The organism is Microcystis sp. M079S1, from assembly GCF_020246425.1.
In the GTDB taxonomy this organism is placed as follows: domain Bacteria; phylum Cyanobacteriota; class Cyanobacteriia; order Cyanobacteriales; family Microcystaceae; genus Microcystis; species Microcystis aeruginosa.
Genome location: NZ_JADBSZ010000066.1, coordinates 38,360 through 61,262 on the forward strand (window position 1 = coordinate 38,360; position 22,903 = coordinate 61,262).

Sequence of the window (22,903 nt, forward strand, 5' to 3'; positions counted from 1 at the left end):
ACAGATTGGTATTACAAGTGTAGGATAAGAAAGATACCTTTAACAAGCATAACCTAGAAACCATGACCTCTTCTGCTCTTTTTATAGCAGTTATCCTAAATGATGAGGTAGGAAGTTTTCCTTTTGGGGAGTCGGTCGTCAGCAGTCGATACCAAATCAGTTTACACTTCGTCTTGATGAGAAACGCCATAAGTAGCCGACGATAAATCCGACATTCCGCACATCTTCATATACTTTTATATATTTTTACATTCCCCAAGATGTTTTGACGAAAAAGCCTCATTGTAGAAACTACTATTGAGAACATTTTCAATAATTGATTTTTTCTGAGAAAAAAAATTACAATTCTTCACCTTGAGCAAAATCAATCATTGTAGCTATAGTCCCTACTAAGTATCTAAGCACAATTAATTACACATCTAAGCCACTACTCCGTCAGACTTCTGATGTGAGGAAACAGTGAACTGAAAACTCAAATCCGATCCCTAATAGCTGTATCCCGTCTCCTGTCTCGGAGTCTCCTGTCTCGGAGTCTCCTGTCTCGACTAGGAAATTAATTTTGCACGACTACTTAGCAATGGGTTTTAAGCAAAATATTAGTAAAAATTATCAATTGAAGGTTAAGAAGTGCGGAAAGTGGGATAAATTTTCTTTTACCTGTTAGCTGCGGTGAAAAAATGGGAATACTAAGGGATGTAGTGGGTTGTACAGTCTTTACTGGCTCTATTCCATGTCATTAGCAAACAAGAAACTTCAGACCAAGCTGCCTTCCTTTGCCCAAAAGTTAGTGCAATCGGGTTATACTACCCTAGAGGAAATCGAGCGCGTCATGGCTGATGAATTAACTTTACCCTCCCTCTCTGCTGCCAATAATCCTGAGATTCCCTCGGATGTTTTCGGGAGAATCGAGGCGATCGAGCAGTTATTACAGGCTCTCAACCGTGAATTACAGTCACTAAAGCGGGAAATTAGCCTAAATTCGCCCACAGCTTCCCCTGAGAGCGCAAATCCGACTATTCTCGACCAGGAGTTGCCTGATTTGACTAATCCAGTCCTTCCTTCCCGAAACTGGTCATCGGACAAAGAAACGATCTTTTCCGCTGCCCCTGTTTATGAGGAGTTAACCGACCCCGGCGATTGGGAACAGTTAAAACGGCAACTAGACCAGAATCAAGACCTGATCGCCTCCTCGCAAGTCGATACTTCTTTTCCTTCCGTCCTCGATCCTTGGTCCTAGTCGGGTAAAATGCTGGGGAAAAGAATTAAAATTTAACCTGGGCAATATTTGAGGACTAAAAAGGAATGACCACAGAATTAGAAACCAAAAAAGTTACTCCTACTCGCTGTTTGGTTGGTGCGGCAATTTCGGCAGCATTGGGGACAATTCTCTATTATCTCACAGCAGCGATCGGTCATTCTTTTTACTCAAAACCAATGGTTGCTCACAGTCCGATCGCCTTGAGAATTGGCAGTGCTGTCCGCACTTTAGTTTTTGGTTTAGCTTCTCTAGGAACCTTTATTTTTGCTTTTGTCACCATTGGTTTAATTCTTTTGGCTATCCAATTACTACTTAAACGCCCTCAACAAATTTGACACTCCCATCGCACTCATGCGAGGGATTCTTCATTCACAGGGAGATGCCTTGCAAAAGCAGTGCCTTTACTTGGTCTTACTCTCCCTCCAGAAGCAGTAGCGGTATGCCCTACCGCCAAAATTCGTAAACCTTCATCCCGAATATTCTTAGCGGCATTGATGTCTCTATCGTGGGTTTCTCCACACTTAGGACATTGCCAACTACGAATATCTAAACTCAAACTATCAACAGGATTTAAGCAGTTACTACAAGTCTTAGAGCTAGGAAAGAATCTATCTACTTCTATATAGATTTTTCCTTCCCATTCAGCCTTGTATTTTAACATGGTACAGAATTGACCCCAACCAGCATCACTAATTGATTTGGCTAGTTTAGGGTTTTTGACCATGTTTCTGACTGCCAGATTTTCTACCACTATGACTTGGTTTTCGTCAACTAATTTACGACTTAGTTTGTGCAGAAAATCTTCACGACAACGAACAATTTTAGAGTTAACTTTAGCAACTTTAACTCTAGCTTTATTTCGGTTGTTAGAGCCTTTTTGCTTGCGGCTTAGTTTCTTTTGTCTCCTCGCTAATCTCTGTTCGTACTTACGATAGTATTGAGGATTCCCGTGTTTAGTCCCATCTGATGTAATAGCAAAATGGGTTAGTCCAACATCTATCCCGATAGCTTTTCCTTCTGATGATTTTTGGGGTAAATCCTGACCATCATCATAGAGACAAGATGCGAAATATTCTCCTGATGGATTAACTGAAACCGTAACAGACTTTAAATTTCCCTCTGGTTGCCGTGAAACTTGGCAATAGACTTCACCAATTTTAGGTAATACCAAAACATCATTTTTTAACTTACAGTGTTGAGGGAATCTAATTGACTGCCTATTTTGCTTTTTCTTGAAGTTAGGATATTTAGCTCGACCTTCAAAAAAGTTAAGGAAAGCACTAGAAAGATTTAAAGCGGCTTGTTGTAATACCTGCGATGGTACTTCGCTTAACCACTCATGCTCTTTTTTTAAGGAAGGCAGCAGCTTAATTATTTCGTCTCTGCTTAATCCTTTTCCAGTTTGCTTGTAAGTTTCGGATGTTAAGTTGAGAGCGTAATTGTAAAACCATCTAGCACAGCCAAACGACTTGGCGAGCAAAACTGATTGCTCACTGGTCGGATAGATTCTGTACTTAAACGCTTTTAACATCTTGTTTACCAGACTATATTTACTATGGTAAACTATGCAAGGCTAAATTGTCAAGGATTTAATCGTGCTTTGCGGTTCTATTTTGGTCGGGGTTTCATCCCGTCGCTAAAAGCGATGGTCTTTACCCCGACATTTTTGATAAATTATGAATTATGAATTGGAAGTGGGGAAGTGGGAAAGTGGGGAGCTTTTCAGTGATCAGTAAACAGTAAACAGTGAACTGATAACTGATAACTGATCACTGATAACTGATAACTGATAACTGATTAACGGACATTTTGAGCGATAAAATCTTCGATGAGTTGCTCTAAAGCGGCCGAGGAGGCGCGGGTAATCAGAAAACATCTAAACTCCTGGCCTTGACTGAGATATTGGGAATAGGCCGCCTGTAAAAAAGGTTTATAGCCGGGGTTTTTGCGAATATACACCTCAAAAAAGGCCAAAGATAGGGAATGGGCGTAACTATCGATCAGATATGGTGCGGGCAGGGTAAGATCGGCTATGGATTCGATCGCTTCGTTAATTCCCGCGTCTAGTACCGAAAAATCGACGTGAGCTTGACCTTCAATCAGAGCTAAATATTTATTTTCGGTATTGAGCAGGGGAAAAGAGCGCACCTGTTCAAAAATAGCGGGGGTAGCGGGATCGTAGGTTCCTGCCGCTACAAAAGTGGGAATTTCGATCTTAGCCAGTCCTTTAGCCCCAAAAATACTCCAATTAAACGGATTAACCGCAAAAATCGCTTTTATTCTCGGATCGCGAAAGTTGTATTCTTCTCGGGGTAAATCCAAAGCACGACACTGCAGCAAGAGGGAGACATTGAGAAAAGCTAATCTTCTTTGGCAGTCCCGTTGTAAATTCTCGAAATCGATCGTCGCTCCACCCACGGCTAAGGCTGTATAACCGCCGAAGGAATGTCCACCAACTCCCACATTATCTAAATCTAATTGCCCCTGAAATTCCCCCGCGTTGCGTCTTTGCAATTCATCGATCACAAAAGATATGTCCAATGGACGATCGACAAATTCGTTGGTATAAAAAACCATCCGCGATAACCCGGCCAGCAGATTCTGCACCTGTAGGGTATCGCTGCCAGAGTGTTGGGGTATGGCAACGAGATAACCGTAACTAGCCCAATGTTCCGCTTGTCGGACAAAATCTTCAGGACGGGAAGCTAAACCGTGGGAAAAGACGATAACAGGGGTTTTCTGGGTTAATTGCCCCTTGGGTTTGACAATAATTAGATAAAGTTCCCTCTGACGACGGCTATCGGTTAAATCCAGCCGCATTTGTTCCACTTGTTGGGGTCCCGGTTGTCGGGGGTCGGTCATGGCGGTGAAATTAATTTCACCGGCCTTTTTAGCTTCTTCTAAGGATAATTGCGCCACCTTTTCCGTGAATACTGTGGTGGCTTTCAGGACGATATCGATCGCCCGAGCTAATCTTTGCACTTTTGTCACATCAATCTGCATATTAGTGGGCAGATTACGCAGCAGGTTAAGAATAGTTACCCCTCCCGGTTCAAAGGCTGATTTAACTAGGGCAGAACGCAGGGCAAATTTACCATTAATACCCCCTTGAATGGTGATCAGTTCCCCTAAAAGGTTGAGGATATCTTTCCCCATTGTGGAGTTAAAAAAGCGCGAGATCAGGACGGGATTAACTTCTTTACTTGTGGTTAAAGCTTGGCGAAATTCTTTTTGTTGTTCGGCGGTGGTATTACCTAAATATTGTCTTAGATTAGCGTCAATTCTGCCAGTTTTGGCAAACTTTTCTAGGGAACTAATTTCTAGGGTACGACTAAAGGGCGCTAAGATAAAAGTGATTCTCTCGGCCGAGAGGACAGGAAAGCTAGTCAGTATCGTTCCCAAGCAACCAAGAGCGATCAAGCGACCAATTTTAGCTAATTGCAACAAGTTTTTCGGCTCCTTTTCTTTCTGCGATCCTATTCCCTCTGGATTATAACAGTAACCTTTCAGTTTTTAACCGTTTTCTTACTTGACTATCAACAAAAATTATCAATTTGCCACGGTCGATAATCTTGACCTAGAATAACGGGTAACAAGTCTCGAAAATTCCAATCTTGCCGATTTCAAGCTACCTAATACCAGTGGTATTCAATGATAACCGCTCACCGCTTGTTGTTTCAGGGTAAAAATGCCAAAGTTGCCACTACTTTCACCCCAAATTCTTCCTCAAAAACAGGTTTTTTATAGTCTAAACTCCACAATTCTAAAGCACAATCATCTTCAGCATTATTGGGAAAAAGATGCAGATGTAGGGTTCTATATTCAGGATCGTACTTACATTCAATCTTTTTAATCGCTCCTATTTGTCGCCGATCTAAAGCCACAGCCAAGCGCATTATAGCACTTAAATGTCTGACCATATACTGATAGTATTCAGTTAATTTCATAAAATCATCGTGCCTTTTCTTCGGCTTACTTTTGCGATGATAACGAGCGATATTAGCGATAACTTCTAACTCTATTTCCGTATAGCCCAACAGTTCACCATTACGAATTAAATAATAGGAATGTTTATGATGGGCAGCATGACTAACATATAAACCACTATTATGCAGTATAGCCGCCGCCCATAATAAATCTTTAGCCTCCTGATTCCAAGAATGTAATTGTGCTTGAGTTTGCTCGAACAAAGACAGGGAAAATGCCGCTATTCTCTCAGCAGATTCTAAATTAACTTGATACTTTTTCGCTATTTTCAAGACACTGCGCTGACGGATTTCACTCTGATAAAGTAACCGATTATCAATTAAACCGTGCGTCAGCATCCAATCGACGATTACCCCTTCTCGCAAGGCCCTTTCACAGAGAACTAACTTATCAACATCTAACATGGTCATCGCTTCCAAAAGCACGATCGAACCGGCTAGAATTATCTCAGCCCGTTTATCGGACATCCCCAGAATTGCCAGTCTTTGATGATAGTCCAAAGTGGCGAAACGTTTGACTAATTCTTTGACATCTTTGCGGGTTAATTGATAGCCATTTAAAGGATTGGGAATTTCCCCCAATTTCTCCAAAGCATGGATAGTCATCAAAGTTTCGATCGTCCCAGAAGTTCCCACTAAACGCGGCACTTCTCCCACCTGTAAATGATGTTTAATTTCCTCTACTGCTCGCTCTAACATTCCGCGGGTGTATGCTCTTAAATAGGCTAATTCTGTGGGAGTAATGGGATCGGTGGTGATCAAATCTTGGGTCAAACGCACAGCCCCGATTTTGGTACTACTAAGAAAGCGAATTTCTTGACTATCAGCTAAGATTAATTCTGTGGAACCACCACCGATATCGATAATAATATGGGCTTGATTTTGGAAATCCATTCCCGAGACGACACCGAGATAAATCCGGCGCGCTTCCTCCTGTCCGGAGATGAGATTTACAGAAATACCGACTTCTTTCTCGATTAAAGCCAAAAATTCGTCGCCGTTGGTCGCTTCCCGGGTGGCGCTAGTGGCAACGGCAATAATCTGATCCGCCTGGAGACTAATAGCCAGATCGTGACAGCGTTTTAAAGCGGCGATCGCTCTTTCCATGGCCGCTAGGGTTAATTTACCGGTTTTCCTATCTCGATCGCCCAGACGGACTGTATCCTTTTCTCTGGCAATAATCGTAAAAGCAGGTAAAGACGGTTCAATTGCCACTACTACCATGTGAACCGAATTCGTACCAATATCGATCGCCGCTAGGATTTGGACATCGGAGGCTTTTGCCTGGGGCGCTAGTCCCCGATTGGGTATAACTTGATTAGAAATATTCACCATCGCTTATCAGTGATCAGTTACCAGTCGGGGGATAGGGGTTAGGGAAAAGGGCAAATAACCTTATTTGGCATCGGGAGGGATGTAACTCCGCCGCCTCTGACACCCGCTCGATCGGGGTTGGTCTTATTATCCCTCTAATTGCCCGCCTCGGCGCCGCAATTTTAGCTTTGTCTAGCAGTTATCTTATTCGTCAATATACAATTTTCGCTGCTCCAGGGCCAATTGCCGGAATTCCCCCTCCCCAAATTCTCCCTCCCTGGGACGGCGCTCTCGCTCGCACTCGACTAAATAGATATAATCACAATCAACCCCTTCTAAATTGGTATTTTCGGCGATTTTCCAAGCTTCGATACAAGCACCCGTCAGGGTGGCTCCCTGTAAATTGGCTCTCATCACGTTACTATGGGCTAAATTTGCCCCTTCTAGATTGGCGTAGGCTAAATTTGCCTCGCTGAAATTTGCCCTAGTCAGATTGGCATTTTTGAAGTTAACCCCGGAAAGATTTAGTGCGCGAAAATTATAGCCAATATAAGCTTTATTTTCCCCTTGACCAGTAACCAGAAGATTTCTCATCGCAACTTCGTCCAGAATTGTCTTTTCCCAACGCGCTCCCTCGATGCCCGATACCAGATAAAATCGAGTTCTAGTTAAATCTTTTGCCCTTAAATCAGTGGCTTTTAACTGCGCTCCCGTGAAATCAGCTTCTTGCAGATTTGCCCCAAAAAAATTTGTACCTTTACTGGCTAAAAAAGCAATTGCCATCGATTTCGTGATCGTTTCTCTCGATTCTTCTAGGGATAACCAAGCCAGATAAGCGGTGAATAAAGTACCACAAACCCCAACCATCAAAGCTATAGAAAAAGTTACATTCACCGCAGCTATTCCGGCTAATGCTCCTTGAAAAGCCAATATAATTACCGTCAATAAAGTTAAAGTTAAGCCGATAAAAATTGCTAGGGTAAAACTTATTGCTTGACCAGCAATCAAGGATAAAACTAAGGGCAATCCCCCAACTCGCTGACGATAAAATATTCCGTAAATTAGAGATAAAATCGTGATTATACCCGCACCAATAATTTTAAATTTGGTTACATCTGTCACCAGCATTAAAGCTAGATAATAACCAGCTAATCCCCACACAAAGCCGCAGACAGCCGCTATTAACCAAGAAATTAAGATTAATTGTAGCCGACCGCGCTTTAGTAATCCTGCCCTGACCTCTGTAAATTTAGTTCCCTCTAAAATAGCCCCTTGAAAATTAGTACCACGGAGATCCGCTTTACTAAAATTCGCCCCCGATAAATTCTTTCCGTGAAAACACTGTCCTTTTAATTTTACTCCGGTAAAATTGCGTTTCCCTTTGGCATATAAATCCAGTACCTCACTTGCTTTCATGGAAATTACGGGCATCTGTTTTTTGCTTGATTGATTGATTTAATTCATAACACCTAAGTAAGTGGTTATAATTAAATTGAAGATTTATCCCCCCTTTATCCCCCCTTCATCCCTAGGGTTAATTCATAGTAGGGTTGATTCATGAATCAACCCTACCCTTAATCCACCCTTGATAAGGGGGGTATCTGATAATTTTTAACGCCTACCTACCTATTATCTTTTTAAAATTAGCTTTGGTTATTTTTTGGCAATTTATACTAAATCGGTTTTTAATAGTGGGATGAACTCCCAAGTTATGGATTGTTTCTCCCCGCTCCCCCGCCCTCCTATACCTTGTAAACAGGATTTAGTATAATACAGATTTAACTGGACAGACCAATAGGGATGAGGGACTTTTTTAGGGGCAATCCACCGCAAAAACAGCCCCTAAAACTGATTATTGACCCGGACTTGGTGTTTCTATCGGGGACTCTGGGGAAAGGGGAGTCGATTCAACTATTGGCGGTGGGGCCGGAGGTTGGAGAATATTGCGCCAGCCTTGCATTTGGGAGCGAGCCGAACTGTAAGCGGTACTTTCCCGGGATACGGATTCAGCAAGGCGAATAGCTTCCAGATAACGACCATTATTAGCTTGGTCCGTGGCTAAAGACAAAAGCTGATAACTCCAACGTTCCAGCAATTCAGTCCGTTGCACACCCGCATCGGTTTTAGTGGAAATATTGGTAACTAAAGCAATCGCCCGGGTTAAACCTTCTGCGGTTCCCGTCGCCGCTAATTGATTAGCCTGCTGGAGATTTTGACGGGCTCGCAACTCTCGGCGCCAACGACGGATATTTTGGGAAGCTTCCGAGGAAAGAGTGCGACCGGGGGGAATTTGATTGGCAGTTTCGATCGCTGTGCTATAGTCTTTGAGATTGGCCAAAGCTTGAGCCTGATCTAAAATGGGTTGATCCTCCATGCGTTCAATCCGCACTTGCCAGTCGCCAATTTCCCGTTGGGCATCTCGGTATAAGGCCCGATTCTTAGCGATTGCCCGCGCCTGAATAATAGCGTTACCGAGGGAATTAATATCGCCGGGGAGAGCAATTTCCCGCGCGCGTTCTAAAATCGGCCGGTCTTCTATGACTTGTATTTGACGATTCCAAGAGCCAATTTCCTGCTGTGCTTGCGACCAGAGGGGATTATTACGGGGAACCTCGCCCGCTTTCCCGATAGCGGCGCTATACTGCTCGATCGTACCTGCTTGTGCTAAATCTCTAGCCTCGGACAGTATTCTTAGATCCTGTACCTGTAACTGCCAGCGCTCCCTCATAGCTAGGGCCGTTTGATGGAGAGGTCGAGAAGCGTCGATTTGTTCTAGTCCCAGTATGCCAGCTTCCAATCCCTCCACCGTGCCGGCTTCCGCATCTAAGGCCGCTGCGGACAAGAGAGACCAATCGGTGACATCTTCTTTAATTTTGAGGTCTTTGGGGGTTTGGTTAGCCAAATCCCGGAGAGCTTGCCATTGCTTCCGCTCAATTAATCTTTCGGCGTATTCTTGCAGTTTATCCTCGGTTTTCCCGATTAATTTTTCTGCCTCCTGATAGGCATAACTGCTGGCTTGAATTTTTCTAGCTTCTTCGATGACTTTGAACCAATTGTCGAGACCGCCCCGGCCAAAGAGATTAAAGGCATTATCTAATTTACTGCTATCTTCCCGGGCGACGGTAATTTTAGCGAGCGCTTCATTATATTTAACCGTTGCCCAATATTCGTTATTTAAGTTCAATAAATCCACCGCTAGACGGAAAGATTGATTCCAGTTGGAAGCGCGGAGATTTTCCTCTAGTTTGCTTAATATCTCGTTGCCTTCCGTCCAAGTTCCTTGCCACTTAGCGATTCTTTCTTCAATAATTGCCGCTACTGCCATATTATTGGGGATTTGACGAGCTTTAGCGATCGCTTGCTGTAAATTTCCCGCTTGATAGTCTTTTTCAGCCAAATTCAGGATATCTCGCGCCCATTCTTCCACCTGTTGATTAACTTGCGCTCGCAAGGGATGGTCATCGGGCAAAGCTTCCACTAGGGCAATTGCTGCGAGTAAACCTGCCACGGTGCGACTATCGGCGGAAAGTTGAGCGCAGTAGAGACGCAGGGAGGCAGAAGCGATAGGCCAGAAGATTTTTGGGCAATTGGGCGACTTCTGCATATTTAATAACTGCCAAGTGGCGAGAAAGCCAACACCGCCAAAGACCACGACAAATAAAGCCGCCCAAACTTTCCAAGTGAAACGATGCTGGTATCGGTACCAAAAGAGAAAAAGAAAAGATTTAGTTTTCTCTGGCCAACGAGTCAGGGAGTCAATCGATTCTCGTTTGACTAGATTTTTGGTTAATTCTTTTCCTTTAAACATTCACGACTCCCTGACAGATATTTTAGATAGATTTTACCTTAATGGCGCTCATTGCCCGACTTCTCAGCAAGATTCAGCTTGTAGAGACTCGACTAATTCGATTAATTGTGTCTCGTTGGCATTATACACTTCCCGACAAAACTCACAGATGGCTTCCGCTTGTTTATCTTTTTCGATAATGTCTTTTAATTCATCGACCCCGAGGAATTTTAAAGCCCCTAGGGCCCGTTCAAAAGAACAATCACAATCAAAACGCAGCATCTGCACAGCCGGAAAAATTTCTAGACCCATATCTCCGAGAAGTTCCTGAAAAATATCTTCTAGTCCTTTTCCTGCCCGTAAAAGGGGCGTAAATCCCGTTAATTTTCGCAATCTCGACTCTAAACGAGCCACCAAGACCTCATCCCGGGACGCTTCTTTAGAGAGAACTTGTAATAAAATTCCCCCGGCTGCCGTTACTCCTGTGGTCGTACCGACAAAAACCCCCACTTGCAAAGCGGAGGGAATTTGTTCCGATTGGTCTAGGTAGTAGGCGATATCTTCCCCCACTTCCCCAGAAACTATCTCGACGATGCTTTCTTGAAGTTCATTTCTCTCCTCGCCTTTTTCTTCCCGTAGGACTCGCACATAACCCTTGTTACCCACCGCGCGACCCACATCTAATTTACCCTGAGCATTGGGGAGTAATTCCACCTGGGGATAGTCCACATAACCCCGCACCGTGCCATCGAGTCCGGCATCAACTAAAACACCCCCCAGGGGGCCGTCGCCTTTAATGCGAATATTGACCCTAGAACCGGGTTTTTTTAAACTGGAAGCCAAGAGTAAAGCCGATGCCATCGTGCGACCGAGAGCGGCGGTGGCTACGTTAGATAATTTATGTCTTTGGCGGGCTTCTTCGGTTAAACGAGTGGTAATCACTCCTACTACTCTAATTCCCCCATCGGCGGCCGTGGCGCGGATTAATTTATCTGCCATACTACTTACTGTTATCCTTGGAAAACGCTGTCCCGATTTTTAGTTATTCTTTAACTAACTTAACAAAAATTATCAGACAACAATATGTTCGGCAATTTTCAACAAAGTCAGCTGCGTATCGAAATCTCGGCCAGTGAACAGGCTATCCGGGATAGTTTGCTCAAAACTGCTCATCTCCGTCAATGGCTGTGGCCGCAAATGCTCTCGCCCAATCTACCCGATAAATTAGAGGAAGGCTTGACTTTTACCTCTTGGTTAGGTTTAATTCCCGTACAACATCAGGTTTTATTGGCCAATGACCAGTGTTTACGCTTGCTTTTGAGTCAAGGTATCGATGGCTATCACGAATGGTATTGGGGCGATGGTTGGTTACAATCGCGTTTAGAAGGCATTTCTCTCCTTCCCCTCAATCTCGGTCAAACTCTCAGTTTATTAAAATTACGACTATTTTTGAGCAATCAAAAGTTAGAAGTGCGGGATTTAGGAGTGGCTAGTAGGTAAATCGCACTTTAAAAACCCAATTATCGATTGTTTCTCCCCGCTGCTCACTCTCCCACACCGGGAGAGTGGCCGCACCATGCAAGTCCGAGACTAATGACAGGGTAAGAACGGGGGTCTTCCCCCGACATTTGAGATAAAATCGATCTAGTTAAAAATTTAATTCCGAAACTATGTTCGACGCACTGGCCGACCGCTTAGAAGACGCATGGAAAAAATTACGAGGTCAAGATAAAATCTCCTCGGCCAATATACAAGAAACCCTCAAAGAAGTCCGGCGGGCTTTATTAGAAGCAGATGTTAACCTACAGGTAGTCAAGGGATTTATTGCTGAGGTCGAAAAACAAGCCCTCGGCGCTGAAGTGATTTCCGGAGTCAATCCCGGCCAGCAATTTATCAAAATTGTCTATGATGAATTAGTCAAAATTATGGGGGAAAGCAACGTTCCCCTAGCTCAGGCCGATAAACCCCCCACCGTAATTTTAATGGCTGGGTTGCAAGGGACAGGAAAAACCACCGCCACCGCCAAATTAGCCCTATATCTCCGCAAACAGTCCAAAAGCTGCCTGATGGTGGCTACCGATGTTTACCGTCCGGCGGCCATTGACCAATTAATCACCCTCGGTAAACAGATAAATGTTCCCGTCTTCGAGATGGGTTCTCAGGCTAATCCCGTCGATATCGCCCGTCAAGGTGTGGAAAAAGCCAAAGAATTGGGCGTAGATACCGTTATCATCGACACCGCCGGTCGTTTGCAGATAGACACCCAGATGATGGGCGAACTAGCACAAATCAAGAAAATTGTCAAGCCCGACGACACTTTATTAGTGGTGGATGCCATGACCGGTCAGGAAGCGGCCAGTCTTACCAACACTTTTCACCAACAAATCGGCATCACGGGGGCAATTCTTACTAAACTTGATGGCGATACTCGCGGTGGGGCAGCCCTATCAGTGCGGCAAATATCGGGACAACCGATTAAATTTGTTGGGGTTGGCGAAAAAGTCGAGGCTTTAGAGCCATTTTATCCCGATCGCCTTGCCAGTCGCATCCTCAATATGGGTGATGTCCTGACGCTAGTGGAAAAAGCTCAGGAACAGTTAGACCTAGAAGACGCGGCCAAAATGCAGGCCAAGATTTTAGAGGCTAAGTTTGATTTTAATGACTTCCTCAAACAGATGCGGCTGTTAAAAAATATGGGTTCCCTGGGGGGAGTCTTGAAGTTAATCCCCGGTCTGGGCAAACTGAGCGGGACAGACATCGAAAAGGGCGAAAAAGAGTTAAAACGCACGGAAGCGATGATTAATTCCATGACCACGGAGGAACGCGCTAACCCCGATTTATTGGCTAAGTCTCCTAATCGTCGTCGTCGCATTGCCAAAGGTTCGGGACATCCAGAAACAGAAGTTAACAAACTAATTACTAATTTCACCAGAATGCGATCGATGATGCAACAGATGGGACGGGGACAAATGCCCGCTATGCCTGGGATGCCCGGGATGGGTGGCGGAATGTTTGGGGGTGGCAATCAACCGGGGTTCCGCGGTCAAGGTGGCAGCCCGAAAAAACCGAAGAAAATCAAGAAAAAGAAAGGTTTTGGCGATTTATAGAGGCTAAAAATGTTGAAATCCGGAGCTTAAACTGAGGTTTCTACCGTCGGCTAATTTTATCTCTTTCCCCGGGACAATTTGACCGATTATCGCCCCCTCTTCCCCCACTTTCTCCAGCAATTCTCTGGCACTGTCCGGGGGCAAACACAAAACTAACTCAAAGTCTTCACCGCCGTATAAAGCCCATTCTAGAGCTTTTTCGGCTCCTACATATTCTTTCAGGGTTGGATGCAGGGGAATCCTCTCGATTTCGGCACCAACCCCACTACAGCGACAAATTTGCATGATGGCATCTGCTAACCCGTCACTGCTATCCATGCCGGCGATGGGAAATTGCTTGACAATTTTTTGTAAATGTGGTATGCAATCAAGTCTCGGTCGCGGCCGTTGATGGGCTTGGATTAATCGCTTTTTTTGGGCGGAATTTAAATTCCTGCCGGTTTCAGGGTGAAAGAGTAACTCTAATCCAGCCCGCGATAAACCGTGATAACCGGTAATAACGATACTATCGCCAACTTTTGCGTTAAAACGTCTAGTTTCTTCATTTTTTGCCACTTGTCCCAGGGCGGTGATGCTGATGTTAATCTCCGTGGCCCGACAGACATCGCCACCAACGATCGCCGTCTGATATACTTGCAGACAAGAGCTAAGACCCCGATAGAGTCCTTCTAGCCAATCGATGGCTAGATCGGGAGTTAAAGCCAATCCTACCGTAATTCCCAGGGGTTCTGCCCCCATAGCCGCTAAATCGGATAAATTAGCCGCCGCCGCTCGCCAGCCCACATCTTCGGGAGAGGTGGTAAGATCGCTAAAGTGGACGTTATTAACTAAAACATCAGTGGTGACGACGAGAGAGTAACCCTCTTTGATCGATAAAATCGCCCCATCATCACCGATAATCTCCGCAGGACAATATTTTTGCAGAATCGGTAGCAATCCCTGTTCACCCAAATCTTTAACGGTTAAATTCATAATTTCTGGGAATTGAACGATGCAGCTTCTAAAAAGTCTTTAGTTAAGAGGATTGGCGCTGATTTTTTCGTAGGCGCGATCGATAATTCCCCGACCGCGCAGAAAGCCGATATTAGCTCCCGGACAAAGATAAGAGAGGGTTTCTGGGCTAAAACGGTCTAAAATGGCCTCTTGCGATCGCAATTGCCGCAGCCAGTGGAAAGTTTTCGCGGTCTGTAGGGGTTGCGGTTGACCCTTGGTGTCGGGGAGAAGATGGCGACCGGTAAATAAAACCCCCCCGTGACGCTGCCAGTAGAGACAGGAGGAGCCGGGAGAATGGCCAGGAGTCCAAAAACCGCTACAAGTGGGAGATAACTGGATTTGCTGCTGAAAAACGGTAATTTGACGGTGAGGAAGCAGATAGGCTTCCTGTTCCTGTAGAATAATCTCACAATCAAGTAAACTTTGCAAAGAATCGCTCTGTTTACCCTGACCCCCGCGATGGGTAAAAAATAAGTAACGGACTCCCTTTTCTCGGAGAAAATCCCGCTCGCTCTCGTCGCAGCTAGGACAATCCACCAGAATATTGCCGGTATTTTCTACAATAAGATAAGAGGTTCCCCCTAGGGTTTCCCGATTAGGCGAGAAAGCGTATAAACCTTCTAGAATTAATCGAGGGGGTTTTGTGGTTTTGCTAACCTCTAAAGGAGACGATTCGGTTTCCGATCGCATGGTTTGCCTATCCAAATCACAATCAATGCGGTTTACAATCTAGCACGATCGATGACCGGGCGGGCTGAAATTAGCCGCCTTTTACTCAAGAGAAAAGAGCCGATATGGAAATGTGGTTGTTATTAGGGATTCTGGGCGGTTTCACCTATTTTATCGTCAAGCGTAGCGTGGCCAAAATCACGACAACACCAATATGGTTAATTTGGTTAGTCCTGATGACTCCGGCTCTTATTTGGACCGGCTGGACGTTAATCTATGGAGAGGATACCCCCATGCCGGCATTTTTGCTGATCGGCCCTTTTGTGATCTGCCCTTTTTTGTATTGGTGGCTAGTACATAAGGGTCGGGTTACTCCCCAAGAAAGCCCCCCATCATCACCGGAAACAGCGAATTTAGTCCTAGAAAATATCGATAATCCCGCCCCTAAAAATGATTTAAAACCGATCACTGCCGAAGAGGAAAAATCCCTACGAGATTGTTTTCCTTGGGGGATTTATTATCTGCAAAATATCGATTATCGTCCCCAAGCAATTCTCTGTCGGGGCAAATTGCGAGCGGTTCCCGAAGAAGCTTATCAAGTGATTAAAAACAATGTGGAGAAGGTTTTTGGTGATCGCTTTTTATTGCTTTTCCAAGAAAGTTTTCAGGGACAACCTTTTTTCGCTCTTGTGGCTAATCCCTGGCAGCAAAAAACAGAAACCATAGAAACTGAAAAAGTTACTCGCCCCTTTCTTGCCCTGGGTTTATTGTTATTAACTATCTTAACCACCACGGTCATCGGTGCGGGATTAAGTGGCATTACGACCCAACAATTAGAAAATAATTCTAGTTTATTATTGCAAGGTTTACCGTACAGTTTAGGCTTAATTGCTATTTTAGGACTGCACGAATTCAGTCATTATTTGACAGCAGTTAAATATAAAATTAAAACTACTTTGCCCTATTTTATCCCCATTCCTTTCTTCCTCGGCACCTTCGGGGCTTTCATTCAAATGCGATCGCCTGTACCCACCCGCAAAGCTTTATTTGATGTGGCAGTGGCTGGTCCGTTGGGGGGTATAATTATCGCTATTCCTCTACTGTTTTGGGGGTTGTCCCTCTCGGAAATAGTTCCCTTAACTGATCAAAGCAGTTTATTAAATTTTCAGGCCTTAAATCCGCAGTTTTCTTTTTTCTTGTCTATCGTAGCTAAACTAGCTCTCGGCAGTAATTTAATCGCGGGAAAAGCCATCCATTTACATCCTTTAGCGGTAGCTGGTTATGTGGGAATTATCGTTACAGCCCTAAATTTAATGCCCGTGGGTCAATTGGATGGTGGTCATATTGTTCACGCCATGTATGGGCAGAAAACCGCCATAATTATCGGTCAATTAACTCGATTATTCATGTTTATTTTAGCCCTAGTGCAACCAGATTTTTTACTCTGGGCGATTATCCTCTTATTAATGCCAGTCAGCGATCAACCTGCTTTAAATGATGTCACCGAATTGGATAATAAACGAGATTTATTAGGCCTATTTTCCCTGGCTTTGTTATTAAGTATTTTGCTACCCCTTCCCGAAGCGGTGGCCCGTTGGTGGGGGATGTAAGCGACCGCATCAATCAACCCGAGTTCCAGGAAAATTATCGGTCAGTTGGGGAATAAAATCCCTATCTCCTACGTCAATGTGAGTTCGATGACCCTCATCCTCGATCACTTTAATCCACAAAGCTGAAGGCTGACAACTGATCACCGATCACTGATATATGGTTCTCAAGGCTAATTCTCGGGGAAAAAAGCGAGTTTCTCTGAAAGCGAAGTTAGGCAAATCTAGGTTAAAATGGCTGGCTATTCCGCTAATTTTGGCGATTTTAGGCTGGTTATACCACGATTTACGTTACCGGTGGGTAAAACCGGAAGCGATTTTTGTTTTGGGAGGTCATGCCGATCGAGAACGTTTTGCGGCAAAATTGGCTAAGGAATATCCCGATCTACCGATTTGGGTGTCTTCCGGTAGTCCGCGACGATATGTGAGAAAGATTTTTAAAAAAGCGGGAATTCCCCCAGAACGTCTCCATCTCGATTACAATGCGCGAGATACTGTCACTAACTTTACTAGCCTAGCCGATCAACTGAAAGCCCAAGGTATTGATAGTGTCTATCTAGTCACTTCCGATAATCACATGAGAAGGGCGCGATTAGTGGGAGAAATTGTTTTTGGTAGTCGTGGAATCGTGATTAAACCGGTGACTGTTCCCTCCCAATCACACCCCGAACCCCTAGAAAAGTCGCTCAGAGACGGTTTTAGGGCAATATTATGGATAATAACCGGTTCTACTGGGGAATTTTGGCTAGAATCCGATTCTAGTTCCCATCTCCGATCAAAATAAAATTATCTTGACAAAATTACCCACTTTATGTTAAGCAAAAATACCATTTTCGCCATCTTATTGATTTTTGTGCCGCTATCGATCGCCGGTTCCCTGTTACACTGGGGCGGAACGGTAGTTTTTATCACCGCTTGTCTAGCTATTATCCCCCTAGCAGCCTACATGGGGGAAGCCACCGAAGCGATTGCGGTGGTGGTTGGGCCAAATATTGGCGGTTTGATGAATGCTACTTTTGGCAATGCCACAGAATTAATTCTTGCCTATGTCGCTTTGCGGGAAGGGTTCATCGATGTGGTAAAAGCGACGATTACTGGCTCAATTATCGGTAATTTACTCTTAGTTATGGGATTATCGATGTTTTTAGGCGGTTTACGCTTCAAAGAACAGGAATTTCAACCGATAACTGCCCGTTTAAATGCCTCAGCCATGAATTTGGCGGTGGTGGCGATTCTTTTACCCACTGCCGTGGAATTTACCTCCACGGGAGTCGGGGAAGCAGTCCTGCAACGTCTATCCGTGGCCGTGGCAGCGGTGTTAATTTTCGTCTATGGTTTAAGTCTCTTATTTTCCATGAAAACCCACACCTATCTCTACGATGTCGGGGTTGCCGGTATCGAGGAGGAAAGTACCGGAGAAAACCCCGCAAGGCCGAAAGTCTGGTTTTGGTCTTTGATTTTATTGATCGTTACTATCGCCGTGGCCGTAGAATCGGAGTTATTGGTGGCATCCCTAGAGGAGGCTACGGAACAGCTAGGTTTAACGGCGCTGTTTACCGGGGTGATTCTTTTGCCTATTATCGGTAATGCAGCCGAACACGCTACGGCCGTCACCGTCGCCCTTAAGAATAAAATGGATCTATCGGTATCTGTGGCCGTCGGTTCCAGTATGCAGATCGCCCTGTTTGTGGCTCCGGTTTTGGTTATCATGGGTTATATTATCGGTCAGCCCATGGATCTAAATTTTAATCCCTTTGAGTTAGTGGCAGTGGCTGTAGCGGTGTGGTTAGCTAATTCGATTAGTAGTGATGGGCGATCGAATTGGTTGGAAGGAATGTTACTATTAGCTACATATACTATCCTGGCCTTGGCTTTCTTTTTCCATCCTCTCACCGCTTAGAGTTATCCCTTGCAGATATATAGACAATGACGGACGCTTTCGCTTAAGGGAGTGGTAAAACTGGCAATTTCGAGGATTTTACCGCCAGCTTTCCCTAGATTCTCCTCTAAACTTAAACTATCCTGCGCGGACCACTGACCACGATAGAGAATAGCGATTCCGGTCTTTTTCAGGAAAGGCAAAGCATAGTTAACACAGATATCCACATTAGCTACCGCACGCAAACAGACGATATCGTAAGCACAGTTATGTTTAGGGTTTTTCCCGACGATTTCCGCCCGACCTAAACGAGTTTTCGTGTTATTTAACTCTAATTTGTCAATAACTTCTTCAAGAAAATTAATCTTTTTTTGGGTGGAATCCAAGAGAGTCACCGACCAATGGGTATAGGCGATCGCAATTGGCACCCCCGGAAACCCGGCCCCAGTCCCCAAATCAATAACTGATAGGGATTTTGTCAATAGATCTGGCTGGGATTTTTGTAACCAAGCTAAACCCGATAAAGAATCCCAAAGATGTTTTTCCCAAAACTCCTCTGGTTGGGTAATTCGGGTGAGATTAAAACGTTGATTACCCTCTAAAATCAACTCATAAAGTTGTTGAAATCGCGCTTGTTGGGCCCCATCGGGTTGCCATTCTAGGGTTTCTTGCCAAAGGTCAAATAATTCAGGAAGGATCATTAATTCAGTTATCAGTTATCAGTTATCAGTTATCAGTTATCAGTCATCAGGTATGAGGGGAGTGGGGAAATTTCAACTAAAAACCCCAAAACCCTAAAACCTCAACTATCTGTTTTTTCATTTTTTACTTCCCTCAAATGTCCTTGTTCAATTTTCCAGTGGCGGTCAGCAATAGGCAATAATTCTCCGGCATCGTGACTAACTACTAATAAAGTCCAGTGTTGTTTGAGACTAGCGAGAAGTTTAGCCAATTGACGACGCATAGACCAATCTAAACCGGCCGTAGGTTCATCGAGAAGTAACAGATTAGGCTGCCGGATTAACTGGACAGCGAGGGATAAACGACGCTGTTGACCCCCACTAAGATTGTGGGGAGAAGTATCCAGAGGAATATTTTCTAATCCTACCTCCTTTAAGGCCGCCGTTAGGCGATCGCTTTTAATCTCCGGATGACCGAGACGCAACTCCTCAAGGATGGTTTTACCGCAAAAATGACGTTCGGGAAACTGAAAAACGATTCCTCCTAATTGTTGCAGATGCAGTACCGTTAATTCTTGGTCGCGCCAGTGAATTGTCCCTGCTGTTTTATCGGCAAAGCCTGCTAGAATTTCCAAAAGAGTCGTTTTTCCGGAACCACTGGGGCCAACAATCAGACCTAATTCTTGGGGGGCTAATTGGAGATTAATCCCCTGTAAAATGGGATTGAGAGCAGCGGGAGGATGATAAACCACATCTTTGAGATAAAGCATTGACAGGAAAATAACTGGAAATTAAGTCTAGAAACTCGTTTCTATTGTGACAGATTTTTTCATTCGCTCAAGGAGACTTTTAACCATGGTGCTGAGGTTAGGTTTAACCCAAAAAATGGCGATCGGTGCTTCGCTGGCTGTTATGGTAATGGTTAACTGGATTGGTCCCGGTTTAGCCGGAGATCCTTTCCGCAAAAACAATCCCCGACCGATTGGCGATAAGACCGAGGCCGCTTTTAACGCTATTTTTAAACAAGGTAACTATCTAGAGGCAAAAAAATTAATTGTTGAGGCCACAGAAAAGGAACCCCAAGAACCTTTGTCCCATGCTATGCGTGCCTCTCTTGCTTTTACCGACCAGGATTGGAACACCCTAAAAACCTACTCCGAGAAAACTAAGGAAGCGGCCAAGCAAATGCAGGCCAGCGACCCTTTAAGGGGAAATTTGTATCTCGCAGTGGGGAGTTTTTTAGAGGGAACCTACGTTTTTCAAACCGAAGGAGCAGTATCGGCTATCCCCAGATTACAACAGGTGTTTCAGTATTTGGAAACCGCAGAAAAGGTTAATCCTACGGATCCAGAATTGAACCTGTTAAAGGGTTATATGGATTTGATTTTAGCGGTTAATCTGCCCTTTTCTAGTCCCCAAGAGGCAATTCAACGGCTAGAAACCTACGGAAGTCCTGATTACTTGGTTGATCGAGGTATAGCTCTAGCTTACCGGGATTTAAAGCAGTATGATCAGGCTTTGCAGTTTATCGATAACGCTCTGGAAGCGACCCCCGATAATCCAGAATTGATGTATCTGAAGGGTCAAATCCTGAGAATTCAAGGCAATACGGATAAAAATACCGGCTCTTTGAAACTGGCATTAGATTACTTTAATAATGCCCTGAAAAAACAGGAACAACTCCCCGAATCAGTTAAAAAACAGTTAAATCGCGAACACCGTAAGGTACAGGAGGAGATTAAATCCCTAGAAAGCACCGCTAATCGTTAAAAAATGCCTAAAAATAGTCAATATTTGTTTTTTTTATCAGTTATCAGTTTTTGAAGGCAATAGGCAGCCGTCAAGGGTGCATCTCACATTTGCAGGAATACCGACAATCAGGAATTGTCAGTGACTCTTAGATGATGACAAATGTATCAGCAGCTGCGTGTAAGCATCTCACCGAAAAGCTAATGCGCGGGGGGTTTGGGGGGTTCTACCCCCCAAAAGCTGGGATTGAGTGATAAAATCGGAAGTAATGCCCGATTTTAGCCGAGAGTTTTCCCGTAAAAATCCCAATTGGTAGATTTACAAAAATGAGATGCACCCGCCGTCAAATTTTGCCAAAACAGAAAATCTCCTCTTATGGTATATAAAGTAAAGGATTATTAAGCTTCGCGGAAGTTTATTAATTAAAGTTAAAAATATATTGACAAAAAAGATGGCTTGTGGTAGGGAGCAGAATTTAGCCAAACCTCCTAGCTGATTTCTTGTCAAGGGTTCACCTAAGTGTAATTGGAGATTTCATGACGGCAACGACGGATAAATTGCATGGGGAGTTGATCACCTCGATCGAGCCAGACTTTAAACTGAAAGATATTATTAAAAGCATTCCCAAAGAATATTTCCAGAAAGACCCAGTTAAAGCTTGGTTTGGAGTGATTACGAATATTTTGGCGGTCATTGCCGGTTATGCAATGCTAGTTTATTCTCCCTGGTATTTACTGCCTTTAGCTTGGATTTTCACGGGTACAGCTTTAACGGGATTCTTTGTGATCGCGCATGATTGCGGTCATCGGTCTTTTTCCAATCGACCCTGGGTTAATGATCTTGTCGGTCATATTTTCCTCTTACCGCTTATCTATCCCTTCCACTGCTGGCGTTTCCTGCACGATCGCCATCATGCTAAAACTAACATGGTAACTATAGATAATGCTTGGGATCCGTGGGAATTAGAAGCTTTTAACTCGGCTAATCCCTTAGTGCGTCTCTTTTATCGCGGCATTCGCGGACGTTTCTGGTGGCTCGGTTCGATCGCCCACTGGGCTATTCTACACTTCAATATCGAACAATTCAAGGAGAACGAACGGGAAAAAGCCCGCTTTTCGATGATTGTCGTCCTAGTTTTTGCCGCTATTTTTTTCCCAACCCTCATTTTCTATACTGGTGTCTGGGGATTGGTTAAATTTTGGGTGGTACCTTGGTTTGTCTATCATTTTTGGATGAGTACCTTTACCCTTGTCCATCACACGGACCCCGATATTCAATTTTTCCATCCCGAAGACTGGAATCAAGCTTTAGCGCAACTAGAAGGGACAGTTCACTGTAGCTATCCCCGTTGGGTAGAAATTCTCTGTCACGATATTAATGTCCATATCCCCCATCATATCTCGACGGCGATTCCTTCCTATAACCTCCGCAAAGTTCACGCTAGTCTCAAAGAAAATTGGGGTAGTCACCTGAAAGAAACCGAGTTTTCTTGGGCATTAATGAAGCGAATTGTTGATTATTGCCATATTTTCGACTCCGAAACCGCCTACAAAACCTTTAAGGAAAGCGGCGGTTAAATCAGTTATCAGTTATCAGTGATCAGTTATCAGTTATCAGTGGGTAAGTTATCAGTGATCAGATTTGAGTTTGAAGTGACAGTATTAAATAGGGTTTGCGGCAAAAAGTTTTTCTTGGGGGCAGGGTGTGGGGTGTGGGGTGTGGGGTGTAGGGTTTTACCGATTTTCAGGTGGTCAACTACCTAATTTTCAGGGAAAAAGTACCTGAATTTTACCCCCGATCCCTCCAATGGTCGGCACTTTTTGAGGTCAAAAAAGTCTAAAAGCCTTATCCAACAAGGTTTTTAGATTTATTCA

At 44.2% G+C, this 22,903-nt stretch carries 19 protein-coding genes; 9 read left to right on the plus strand and 10 right to left on the minus strand.

Translation table 11 applies throughout. The features are described 5' to 3' along the window. Window positions 1-730: 730 nt before the first annotated feature. Both IM456_RS04045 and IM456_RS04050 read left to right on the plus strand, forming a co-directional pair. Window positions 731-1,237 carry a general secretion pathway protein GspE gene (locus IM456_RS04045; RefSeq protein WP_287693162.1) on the plus strand — a complete coding sequence of 169 codons (507 nt, stop codon included), beginning with the start codon at window positions 731-733 and terminating at the stop codon, window positions 1,235-1,237. Window positions 1,238-1,302: 65 nt separating this feature from the next. Continuing rightward, complete coding sequence (locus IM456_RS04050) at window positions 1,303-1,593, plus strand: DUF3082 domain-containing protein (protein WP_079209266.1); 291 nt, start codon at window positions 1,303-1,305, stop codon at window positions 1,591-1,593. 14 nt (window positions 1,594-1,607) lie between these two features. Here IM456_RS04050 and tnpB read toward each other — a convergent pair whose 3' ends face one another. The 6 genes from tnpB to hslO all read right to left on the minus strand — a co-directional run bounded on the left by tnpB (window position 1,608) and on the right by hslO (window position 11,344). Beyond that, window positions 1,608-2,789: an IS200/IS605 family element RNA-guided endonuclease TnpB gene (gene tnpB, locus IM456_RS04055; RefSeq protein WP_287693161.1), complete on the minus strand. Its 1,182-nt coding sequence runs from the start codon at window positions 2,787-2,789 to the stop codon at window positions 1,608-1,610. Between the two features lie 266 nt (window positions 2,790-3,055). Further along, the gene (locus IM456_RS04060) at window positions 3,056-4,705 is read right to left on the minus strand and encodes an alpha/beta hydrolase (RefSeq protein ID WP_287693160.1); all 1,650 of its coding nucleotides are present in this window, start codon (window positions 4,703-4,705) and stop codon (window positions 3,056-3,058) included. A gap of 230 nt (window positions 4,706-4,935) precedes the next feature. Next, complete coding sequence (locus IM456_RS04065) at window positions 4,936-6,579, minus strand: Ppx/GppA phosphatase family protein (protein WP_149987715.1); 1,644 nt, start codon at window positions 6,577-6,579, stop codon at window positions 4,936-4,938. A gap of 183 nt (window positions 6,580-6,762) precedes the next feature. Further along, window positions 6,763-7,974 (minus strand): pentapeptide repeat-containing protein, encoded by a 1,212-nt coding sequence (locus IM456_RS04070; RefSeq protein WP_502845908.1) that lies wholly within the window; start codon window positions 7,972-7,974, stop codon window positions 6,763-6,765. A 436-nt stretch (window positions 7,975-8,410) separates the two neighbouring features. Then, window positions 8,411-10,366 carry a chromosome segregation ATPase gene (locus IM456_RS04075; protein WP_287693158.1) on the minus strand — a complete coding sequence of 652 codons (1,956 nt, stop codon included), beginning with the start codon at window positions 10,364-10,366 and terminating at the stop codon, window positions 8,411-8,413. A gap of 63 nt (window positions 10,367-10,429) precedes the next feature. Beyond that, complete coding sequence (gene hslO, locus IM456_RS04080; RefSeq protein WP_149987717.1) at window positions 10,430-11,344, minus strand: Hsp33 family molecular chaperone HslO; 915 nt, start codon at window positions 11,342-11,344, stop codon at window positions 10,430-10,432. Between the two features lie 84 nt (window positions 11,345-11,428). Here hslO and IM456_RS04085 point away from each other — a divergent pair, with 84 nt between their 5' ends. Then, window positions 11,429-11,845 carry a hypothetical protein gene (locus IM456_RS04085; RefSeq protein ID WP_149987718.1) on the plus strand — a complete coding sequence of 139 codons (417 nt, stop codon included), beginning with the start codon at window positions 11,429-11,431 and terminating at the stop codon, window positions 11,843-11,845. 170 nt (window positions 11,846-12,015) lie between these two features. After that, window positions 12,016-13,452, plus strand: a complete 1,437-nt coding sequence (gene ffh / locus IM456_RS04090) for a signal recognition particle protein (RefSeq protein WP_004268212.1) — start codon at window positions 12,016-12,018, stop codon at window positions 13,450-13,452. A 3-nt stretch (window positions 13,453-13,455) separates the two neighbouring features. Here ffh and thiL read toward each other — a convergent pair whose 3' ends face one another. Both thiL and IM456_RS04100 read right to left on the minus strand, forming a co-directional pair. After that, window positions 13,456-14,424 (minus strand): thiamine-phosphate kinase, encoded by a 969-nt coding sequence (thiL, locus tag IM456_RS04095; protein ID WP_287693157.1) that lies wholly within the window; start codon window positions 14,422-14,424, stop codon window positions 13,456-13,458. A gap of 39 nt (window positions 14,425-14,463) precedes the next feature. Continuing rightward, complete coding sequence (locus tag IM456_RS04100; RefSeq protein WP_287693156.1) at window positions 14,464-15,135, minus strand: MBL fold metallo-hydrolase; 672 nt, start codon at window positions 15,133-15,135, stop codon at window positions 14,464-14,466. Window positions 15,136-15,239: 104 nt separating this feature from the next. On the opposite strand from IM456_RS04100, the gene IM456_RS04105 reads away from it, so the two are divergent. The 3 genes from IM456_RS04105 (at window position 15,240) to cax (ending at window position 18,621) form a co-directional block, all read left to right on the plus strand. Next, entirely contained in the window at window positions 15,240-16,724 is a 1,485-nt protein-coding gene (locus IM456_RS04105; RefSeq protein ID WP_149987722.1) for a site-2 protease family protein, read from the plus strand. Window positions 16,725-16,881: 157 nt separating this feature from the next. Beyond that, window positions 16,882-17,505, plus strand: coding sequence for a YdcF family protein (locus IM456_RS04110; RefSeq protein ID WP_149987723.1), 624 nt, complete (start codon window positions 16,882-16,884; stop codon window positions 17,503-17,505). 27 nt (window positions 17,506-17,532) lie between these two features. Further along, window positions 17,533-18,621: a calcium/proton exchanger gene (cax, locus tag IM456_RS04115; RefSeq protein WP_149987724.1), complete on the plus strand. Its 1,089-nt coding sequence runs from the start codon at window positions 17,533-17,535 to the stop codon at window positions 18,619-18,621. Between the two features lie 2 nt (window positions 18,622-18,623). Here cax and rsmG read toward each other — a convergent pair whose 3' ends face one another. Both rsmG and IM456_RS04125 read right to left on the minus strand, forming a co-directional pair. Continuing rightward, a complete protein-coding gene (gene rsmG / locus IM456_RS04120; protein ID WP_149987725.1) occupies window positions 18,624-19,301 on the minus strand; it encodes a 16S rRNA (guanine(527)-N(7))-methyltransferase RsmG in 678 nt (225 codons plus the stop codon). Window positions 19,302-19,402: 101 nt separating this feature from the next. After that, on the minus strand, window positions 19,403-20,050 hold the full coding sequence (locus IM456_RS04125) for an ABC transporter ATP-binding protein (RefSeq protein WP_287693155.1): 648 nt from the start codon (window positions 20,048-20,050) through the stop codon (window positions 19,403-19,405). Window positions 20,051-20,135: 85 nt separating this feature from the next. On the opposite strand from IM456_RS04125, the gene IM456_RS04130 reads away from it, so the two are divergent. Together IM456_RS04130 and IM456_RS04135 are read left to right on the plus strand one after the other, a co-directional pair. Next, window positions 20,136-21,050, plus strand: coding sequence for a Sll0314/Alr1548 family TPR repeat-containing protein (locus IM456_RS04130; RefSeq protein ID WP_149987727.1), 915 nt, complete (start codon window positions 20,136-20,138; stop codon window positions 21,048-21,050). Between the two features lie 515 nt (window positions 21,051-21,565). Further along, window positions 21,566-22,606, plus strand: a complete 1,041-nt coding sequence (locus IM456_RS04135) for a fatty acid desaturase (protein ID WP_149987728.1) — start codon at window positions 21,566-21,568, stop codon at window positions 22,604-22,606. Window positions 22,607-22,903: the final 297 nt, after the last annotated feature.

Coding starts and splice junctions, on each gene's coding strand:
- IM456_RS04050 (WP_079209266.1), top strand. CDS start 1,303: ATGACCACAGAATTAGAAACCAAAAAAGTTACTCCTACTCGCTGTTTG.
- rsmG (WP_149987725.1), bottom strand. CDS start 19,301: ATGATCCTTCCTGAATTATTTGACCTTTGGCAAGAAACCCTAGAATGG.
- IM456_RS04130 (WP_149987727.1), top strand. CDS start 20,136: ATGGTGCTGAGGTTAGGTTTAACCCAAAAAATGGCGATCGGTGCTTCG.
- IM456_RS04110 (WP_149987723.1), top strand. CDS start 16,882: ATGGTTCTCAAGGCTAATTCTCGGGGAAAAAAGCGAGTTTCTCTGAAA.
- IM456_RS04100 (WP_287693156.1), bottom strand. CDS start 15,135: ATGCGATCGGAAACCGAATCGTCTCCTTTAGAGGTTAGCAAAACCACA.
- ffh (WP_004268212.1), top strand. CDS start 12,016: ATGTTCGACGCACTGGCCGACCGCTTAGAAGACGCATGGAAAAAATTA.
- hslO (WP_149987717.1), bottom strand. CDS start 11,344: ATGGCAGATAAATTAATCCGCGCCACGGCCGCCGATGGGGGAATTAGA.
- tnpB (WP_287693161.1), bottom strand. CDS start 2,789: ATGTTAAAAGCGTTTAAGTACAGAATCTATCCGACCAGTGAGCAATCA.
- thiL (WP_287693157.1), bottom strand. CDS start 14,424: ATGAATTTAACCGTTAAAGATTTGGGTGAACAGGGATTGCTACCGATT.
- IM456_RS04070 (WP_502845908.1), bottom strand. CDS start 7,974: ATGAAAGCAAGTGAGGTACTGGATTTATATGCCAAAGGGAAACGCAAT.
- IM456_RS04125 (WP_287693155.1), bottom strand. CDS start 20,050: ATGCTTTATCTCAAAGATGTGGTTTATCATCCTCCCGCTGCTCTCAAT.
- IM456_RS04085 (WP_149987718.1), top strand. CDS start 11,429: ATGTTCGGCAATTTTCAACAAAGTCAGCTGCGTATCGAAATCTCGGCC.
- cax (WP_149987724.1), top strand. CDS start 17,533: ATGTTAAGCAAAAATACCATTTTCGCCATCTTATTGATTTTTGTGCCG.
- IM456_RS04075 (WP_287693158.1), bottom strand. CDS start 10,366: ATGTTTAAAGGAAAAGAATTAACCAAAAATCTAGTCAAACGAGAATCG.
- IM456_RS04065 (WP_149987715.1), bottom strand. CDS start 6,579: ATGGTGAATATTTCTAATCAAGTTATACCCAATCGGGGACTAGCGCCC.
- IM456_RS04045 (WP_287693162.1), top strand. CDS start 731: ATGTCATTAGCAAACAAGAAACTTCAGACCAAGCTGCCTTCCTTTGCC.
- IM456_RS04105 (WP_149987722.1), top strand. CDS start 15,240: ATGGAAATGTGGTTGTTATTAGGGATTCTGGGCGGTTTCACCTATTTT.
- IM456_RS04135 (WP_149987728.1), top strand. CDS start 21,566: ATGACGGCAACGACGGATAAATTGCATGGGGAGTTGATCACCTCGATC.